The sequence below is a fragment of the Jatrophihabitans sp. genome (genome assembly GCF_051960575.1).
GTDB lineage: Bacteria > Actinomycetota > Actinomycetes > Mycobacteriales > Jatrophihabitantaceae > JBQCEE01.
In genome coordinates, this window is the sequence record NZ_JBQCEE010000043.1 from 1 (window position 1) to 6,098 (window position 6,098).

At 68.3% G+C, this 6,098-nt stretch carries 7 protein-coding genes; 3 read left to right on the forward strand and 4 right to left on the reverse strand.

Annotation, left to right across the window (positions count from 1 at the left end; translation table 11 throughout):
* The coding region (locus ACTHMS_RS02000) for an IS110 family transposase (RefSeq protein WP_440305004.1) at positions 1 to 651 on the reverse strand (651 nt) is incomplete at its 3' end.
* A 371-nt stretch (positions 652 to 1,022) separates the two neighbouring features.
* Between ACTHMS_RS02000 and ACTHMS_RS02005 the strand changes: the two genes are divergently transcribed.
* Together ACTHMS_RS02005 and ACTHMS_RS02010 are read left to right on the forward strand one after the other, a co-directional pair.
* Positions 1,023 to 1,652, forward strand: a complete 630-nt coding sequence (locus ACTHMS_RS02005; RefSeq protein WP_440305005.1) for a DUF5343 domain-containing protein — start codon at positions 1,023 to 1,025, stop codon at positions 1,650 to 1,652.
* Positions 1,649 to 2,203, forward strand: coding sequence for a Swt1 family HEPN domain-containing protein (locus ACTHMS_RS02010; protein WP_440305006.1), 555 nt, complete (start codon positions 1,649 to 1,651; stop codon positions 2,201 to 2,203). Before ACTHMS_RS02005 ends, ACTHMS_RS02010 begins: the two co-directional genes overlap by 4 nt.
* Positions 2,204 to 2,437: 234 nt before the next feature.
* Here ACTHMS_RS02010 and ACTHMS_RS02015 read toward each other — a convergent pair whose 3' ends face one another.
* Entirely contained in the window at positions 2,438 to 3,946 is a 1,509-nt protein-coding gene (locus ACTHMS_RS02015) for an MFS transporter (RefSeq protein WP_440305007.1), read from the reverse strand.
* Positions 3,947 to 4,079: 133 nt separating this feature from the next.
* On the opposite strand from ACTHMS_RS02015, the gene ACTHMS_RS02020 reads away from it, so the two are divergent.
* Positions 4,080 to 4,655 carry a TetR/AcrR family transcriptional regulator gene (locus ACTHMS_RS02020; protein WP_440305008.1) on the forward strand — a complete coding sequence of 192 codons (576 nt, stop codon included), beginning with the start codon at positions 4,080 to 4,082 and terminating at the stop codon, positions 4,653 to 4,655.
* On the opposite strand, the gene ACTHMS_RS02025 is transcribed toward ACTHMS_RS02020, so the two are convergent.
* Both ACTHMS_RS02025 and ACTHMS_RS02030 read right to left on the reverse strand, forming a co-directional pair.
* Entirely contained in the window at positions 4,643 to 5,254 is a 612-nt protein-coding gene (locus tag ACTHMS_RS02025) for a pyridoxamine 5'-phosphate oxidase family protein (RefSeq protein WP_440305010.1), read from the reverse strand. The two genes, ACTHMS_RS02020 and ACTHMS_RS02025, sit on opposite strands and share 13 nt — an antisense overlap.
* Positions 5,255 to 5,322: 68 nt before the next feature.
* Positions 5,323 to 6,098, reverse strand: a 776-nt coding sequence (locus tag ACTHMS_RS02030) for an alanine dehydrogenase (RefSeq protein ID WP_440305009.1), incomplete at its 5' end; no start/stop codon positions are given.

Sequence of the window (6,098 nt, forward strand, 5' to 3'; positions counted from 1 at the left end):
GGGGGACACTTCTTTTTGGGGGGGGTGGGTGGGGGTTTTTATCGGCGCGACATACCCGACACGCTGGGCCGGCAGGGGGCGGGGGGCGTTGCTGGCGGGGCGCCGCGGCCGCACCTTTGCAAGCAGCGCCTTGGCCTGCGCGGCGGACAGGTCCTTCTTCGCTCCGCCCGGGATCAGTTCGAGCAGCAGGGCGTGCAGTTGGTTGGTCATGCGGGTGTGGTCTTCACCGAGGACGTGGCGGCGGTCGACGAGTACCCGAAGTGTGGCGAGCTGCTCGTCGTTGACGACCGGCCGCAGCCCGGCCATGCGGGTGCCGACCAGGGCGACGGAGTGGGCGTCGGTCGCGTCGGTCTTGCGGCCCTGACCGGTCGCGAACACCCGCATCTTCGCCGACAGCTTCGGTGGCACGTCGATCACCGTCTCACCGTCCGCGACCAGCCTCATCGCGATGTGCCGGCCGATGCCGTTGCAGCCCTCGATCGCCCACGTCCGCTGCGGGAACCGCTTCGCGAACGCCCGCATCTCCCGGTAACCGGCCGCGTCGGTGGCGAACCGGCCACCGTCGACGACGGTCTCGTCACCAGTCATCACCTCGACCGTCGCCGACCGCTTGTGCGGGTCCATCCCGATCACCACAGCAGCTGCATCCACCAACTCGTCCTCCACGTTCGTTGAGCCAAACCATCGGGTCGAGCGCGGAGGGCACTGCTACTGCGAGCTGTCATTCCCCTCGGGAGCCTCTCGGCGCTCAGGCGGTACCCGGCCCGCCACAAGCCATGGGAGAGCCACACGCCACCGCGTGGGCAGCCGTTGTCCGAGCGTCAGACCGGGTACCTCGACCGAGCCTGGCCGGGCACCGATCGTGGGTCAATGAAACAAGTAGCCGCTGTCGCGGCGGAGCGCGACCATGCCGCTGTCGCGGCGGAGCGCGACCATGCCGCTGGTCGAGCGCAGCGTCCACGCCCGGCAAGATCGGCTCGTCGCATCGCGCTGTAGACGGCTGCACGCTTTAGTCTGCCCACATGCCAGTTCCCACCGCGTATCTCACGTCGACCAAGAACGTCGCGCCCATCTTCGACGCAATTCAGCGAGCCGGCGTTCCCGAACGATTCACCTTCGAGTTCTTGAAGCAGCTCGGGTTCGCGAGTTCCAGCGACCGGGCGATCATTCCGGTGCTGAAGGCGATCGGCTTCCTAACGGACGCGTCTGGGCCGACCGAGAGGTACCGTCGGTTCAAGGACCCGAGCATCGCGAAGGCGATCCTCGCTCAGGGCATCCGCGAGGGCTACGCTGACGTGTTCGCAATTGACACGCAAGCGTATCAAAAATCATCGCAAGATTTGACGGGGATGTTCGGGCGGCTCTCGGACAAGGGTGAGGCCGTCAATCAGAAGATGGCAACCACGTTCAAGGCCCTCAGCAGCCTGGCTAACTTCAGTGCAGGAGCGGCGACAACCGAGCCGAAGGTGTCGAAGCCAGAGGATGATCTGCCGACGCTGTCCTCCGGCGACAACGATAATCACACCGTTGACGAGGATCGTCGAACAGGCGTCCTGACCCTGAGGCATGACATCCACCTGCACCTGCCGCTTTCGACGGACGTTGCGGTATACGATGCGATCTTCAGAAGCGTGAAGGCTAACCTGTTGTGATTTCTCCCGGCACTGAGTTACAAGCCTTCCTGTTCCGGGTTCTCCGGGCTAATCGGGCTCTCGGCGTAGATGACCGTTCGCCTGCTCCCGAGGAGCCGAGCGCAATCGCCAGCTTCTCCGAAGGCGCGCGCGCCCAGGCTCGATTCATGGGTGACGTATACGAGCTTTTGTACTGCCTGGAGAACTCGATCCGCGAGCTGATCGAGTCGACACTGCGCGAGGCCTTCGCGGAAAACTGGTGGGCAGATGGCGTCGATGATGCAATTCGCAAAAGCGCGGAGAAGCGGCGAGATGACGATGCAAAAGCGCGGTGGCACGGGCCGCGTGGGGAGTCGCTCCTGTCATATGTCGACTTTCCCCAATACGCCGATATCATTCTGAGGCAATGGGTGTACTTCGAGGCGCTGCTCGGGGACCGGGCTTGGGTTCAATACTATTTCGAGGAGCTCAATCGAACGCGCCGTGCGCTCGCGCATACCGGTCGGCTGACTGAGGCAGATGTCGAGCGCATGGAAGTCCGGATTCGGGATTGGCTGCGTGTCGTGGGGTAGTTCCCATGCCGCACTCTAGGCAACGACGCCTTGGAACGGCGGCTTTGCCCTTGGCGTGCGCGGCTGGCATGAGTCGATCGGCGGACGGCGGGTAGCGGACGTTGCCGTCGGCCCTGGGGCTGCCCCATGTATGGAACGTGTTGACGCAGGGCGGGGAAGTCCTGACATCATCCATGGTGGTCCTCCGGGGGCGGCTTAGTTCACCCTTCTCCGCTCCCGGAGGGCACCACAGCATCAAGCGTGCGCGGCCGCGCTTTCAAGGGACGCCGCGAGATCATCAGTCGGCTCCCAAGCTGCGACAGCCCTCCGCGGACGCAGCAACATGGCTACGAGCACCCACGTCGCGGCAAGAAAGAAGACCGCGAACCAAATCGCATGACCGGCACCCTCCGTGAAGGCACGACGGCCCAAAGCCGACGCGGATTCGCCTGTGTGGGGGTGGTTGAGCACGCTGGTCGACGCGTGGCCGTAGATGTTGACCAGTACCGCCAGCCCGACTGCGCCGCCGAGTTGCTGCATGACGTTGACCAGCCCGGAGGCCGCACCAGCATCTGATGGGTTGACACCTTCGAGTGCCGCCGTGGTGAGCGGTACGAAGGCGAGGCCGTTGCCCAAGCCAAAGATGACGAGGGCGACGGCTAGTTGGAGATAGCTACGCGTCTCGCCGGTGGCGGCGAGCGTCAGCATCCCGGTCGTCGAGAAGGCCAGGCTGGTGACCATGACCGAGTAGTTGCCGAACCGCTCGACGAGCACGCGGGCCGACAGTTGCGACGAGGCGAAGACGACCGCGGTCAAAGGTAAGAACGCCAGACCGGTCTGAAGGTCGCTGTATCCTTGAACTTGGCGAAGGTTCTGCGCTTCGAAGAAGAACATCCCCATCATCCCGGCCACGAGCAGCAGCCGGGCCAGGTACGACGTCGAGCGGCGGCGGTCGGCGAACAGGCGCAGCGGCGTGATGGGCGACTCGGCGCGCAGTTCGACCGCCACGAAGGTCCCGAGCAACGCCACGCCGAACACGAACGAGCCGAGTGTCTCGGCGTCCGACCAGCCCTTCGAGGCGGCCTCGACGAAGCCGTAGACGACCGCGCTCATGCCCAGCGTCGAGGTGACGGCGCCGGCGATGTCGAAGCGGCCGGTGCGGCGCGGGGTCTCGACGAGCACGGGACCGAGCAGCAGCAGCACCGCGCCGATCGGGGCGTTCACGAAGAGCACCCACCGCCACGACACCCACTGCGAGAGCATGCCGCCGGCGATGAGCCCGACGGCCGCGCCGCCGATCGAGACGGCGGTGTAGAGCCCGATGGCGCGGGTGCGCTCACGGGCGCCCGGGAACATCGTCATCAGCAGGGCGAGCGCCGAGGGCGACGCGAGCGCGCCACCGACGCCCTGCACGGCCCGGGCGGCGAGCAGCTCGCCCGGGTTCTGGGCGAAGCCGCCGAGCAGCGACGCGACGCTGAACAGGCCGATGCCGGCGAGGAAGACGCGGCGGCGGCCGAGCAGGTCACCGGCGCGGGCACCGAGCAGCAGCAGGCCGCCGAAGGTCAGCGTGTAGGCGTTGACGACCCACGAGAGGTTCTCGGCCGAGAAGCCGAGGGCGGTGCGGATGTCGTGCAGCGCGACGTTCACGATCGTCGCGTCGAGGACGACCATGAGTTGGCTGGTCAGGATGAGGGTGAGGACAAGACCGGCGCTGCTCTGGGGGAGCAGTCGGCGCAGTCGTGGTCCGGGGACTGTCTGGGTCACTGCGATTCCTCGATTGCTGAGGTAACATCGGACGTAAGCGGAAGGGCCCTCCGGAACGAAACAATACGGAGGCTGCCTCCGGTTTTGCAAGTCGATTTCGTGACGACACGCCGATCGGGTGGTGACGGGGCAGATGGCAGTGGCAGCAGAGGCCGAGAAGGCACGTCCGTTGCGGGCCGACGCCGCCCGCAACCGGGCGCAGCTCATCGCCGCCGCGCGCGAGGCCTTCGCCGAGCACGGCACCGGCGCCTCGCTCGAGGACATCGCGCGCCGGGCCGGCGTCGGCGTCGGCACGCTCTACCGGCACTTCCCGAACCGGCAGGAACTGCTCGAGGCCGTCTACGTCGAGGAGGTCGAGGCGCTGTGCCGCTCGGCCGCGGACTTCGCGAGCCTGCCCGAGTGGGACGCCCTCGTCGCCTGGTTCCTGCGCTTCGTCGACTACGTGGCCACCAAGCGCGCGCTGGCCGAGGAGATGCTGGCGACGGTCAGCAAGGACGCGCCGGTCTTCCGGCAGTGCCACGACGCGATCTTCGCCGCCGGGCAACCGTTGCTGGCCAAGGCGATCGCGGCCGGCGCCGTGCGTGACGACGTCGCGTTCGAGGACGTCATCCGGCTGGTCAGCGGCGTGACCATGATCCGCAACGCGACGCCGGAGGACATCCGCCGCGTGCTCACCGTCGCCCTGGACGGTCTCCGCTACCGGCCCTGATCCGGCGCACGACCCAGGCCGACCACCGACGGCGGCACCGGGATGCCCGTCCGCAGGTCGGGGGCGGGCCGCGGGTCGCCGTACGTGGTGGTCAGGGGGACGACGCCGGCCCACGCGTCCCCGGCGACGTCCTCGGGCGGGTCGTCCGGCCAGCCCTCCGAGATCCGCAGCGACCACTCGGCGATCGGCAGCGCGAGCGCCATGGTCGCGGCCAGTTCCTTCGCGAGTGGACGCCGCACCTCGGCCACCCGGCCCGGGATCAGCTTGTCGGTGAACCGGTCGAGCGCGCGCAGGTGCTCGTCACCGGCGAGCCGCCTGCAGCGGCCGAACACCACCGCGCTGCGGTAGTGCAGTGACGACTCGAACGCCGAGCGCGCCACGACGACACCGCCGAGCGCGGTCACGGTGACACAGGCGTCCGCGCCGGCTGCGAGCGCGCGCATCCAGCCCGACCCCGTCGAGCCGTGCAGCAGCAGGGTGTCGCCGTCGCGGGCCACGGCGGTCGGGACGACGAGCGGCCGGCCCCCGGCCACCAGCCCGACATGACCGACGACCGATGCGTCGAGCAGGGCGTCGAGCGCGGTGCGGTCGGTCGACATCTTCTCGGGCAGGCGGGTGGCGGTGGTCGTCACCCGGTCATCCTCGCCGACCGGCCGGCCGGATGCCGTCAGGCCAGCACCGACTCGAGGGCGACGGCGTCGTAGCCGTGCGCCTCCGCGACCGGGGCGTTGGTCAGCGATCCTGCATGGGCGTTGAGGCCCAGTGCGAGCGCGTGGTCGTGCCGCAGCGCGTCGCGCCAGCCGCGGTTCGCGAGCTCGACGGCGTAGGGGAGCGTGACGTTGGTGAGCGCGTAGGTCGACGTGTGCGGCACGGCGCCCGGCATGTTCGCGACGCAGTAGAACACCGAGTCGTGCACGCGGTAGGTGGGGTCGGCGTGCGTGGTCGGGCGCGAGTCCTCGAAGCAGCCACCCTGGTCGATCGAGATGTCGACGAGCACCGAGCCCGGCTTCATGCGCGAGACCAGATCGTTCGAGATGAGCTTCGGTGCCTTCGCACCCGGCACGAGCACCGCGCCGATGACGAGGTCGGCATCGAGCACGGCCCGCTCGATCTCGTAGGCGTTCGACGCCACGGTCTGGCAGTGGCCCTGGTAGATCGCGTCCATCTGCCGCAGGCGGGCGACGTTCTTGTCGAGCAGCAGCACCTCGGCCTGCATGCCGAGCGCGATGGCCGCGGCGTTCTGGCCCGAGACCCCGGCGCCGAGCACGACGACCTTGGCCGCGTAGACGCCGGGCACGCCGCCCATGAGCGTGCCTCGTCCGCCGCCCTGGCGCATGAGGTGGTACGAGCCCACCTGCGGTGCGAGGCGGCCCGCGACCTCGGACATCGGCGCGAGCAGCGGCAGGCTGTTGTCGGCCAGCTGCACGGTCTCGTAGGCGATGC

What these genes read in the sequence shown, in the direction of transcription:
- ACTHMS_RS02005 (WP_440305005.1), top strand. Translation starts at nt 1,023, where the DNA reads ATGCCAGTTCCCACCGCGTATCTCACGTCGACCAAGAACGTCGCGCCC.
- ACTHMS_RS02020 (WP_440305008.1), top strand. Translation starts at nt 4,080, where the DNA reads ATGGCAGTGGCAGCAGAGGCCGAGAAGGCACGTCCGTTGCGGGCCGAC.
- ACTHMS_RS02025 (WP_440305010.1), bottom strand. Translation starts at nt 5,254, where the DNA reads ATGTCGACCGACCGCACCGCGCTCGACGCCCTGCTCGACGCATCGGTC.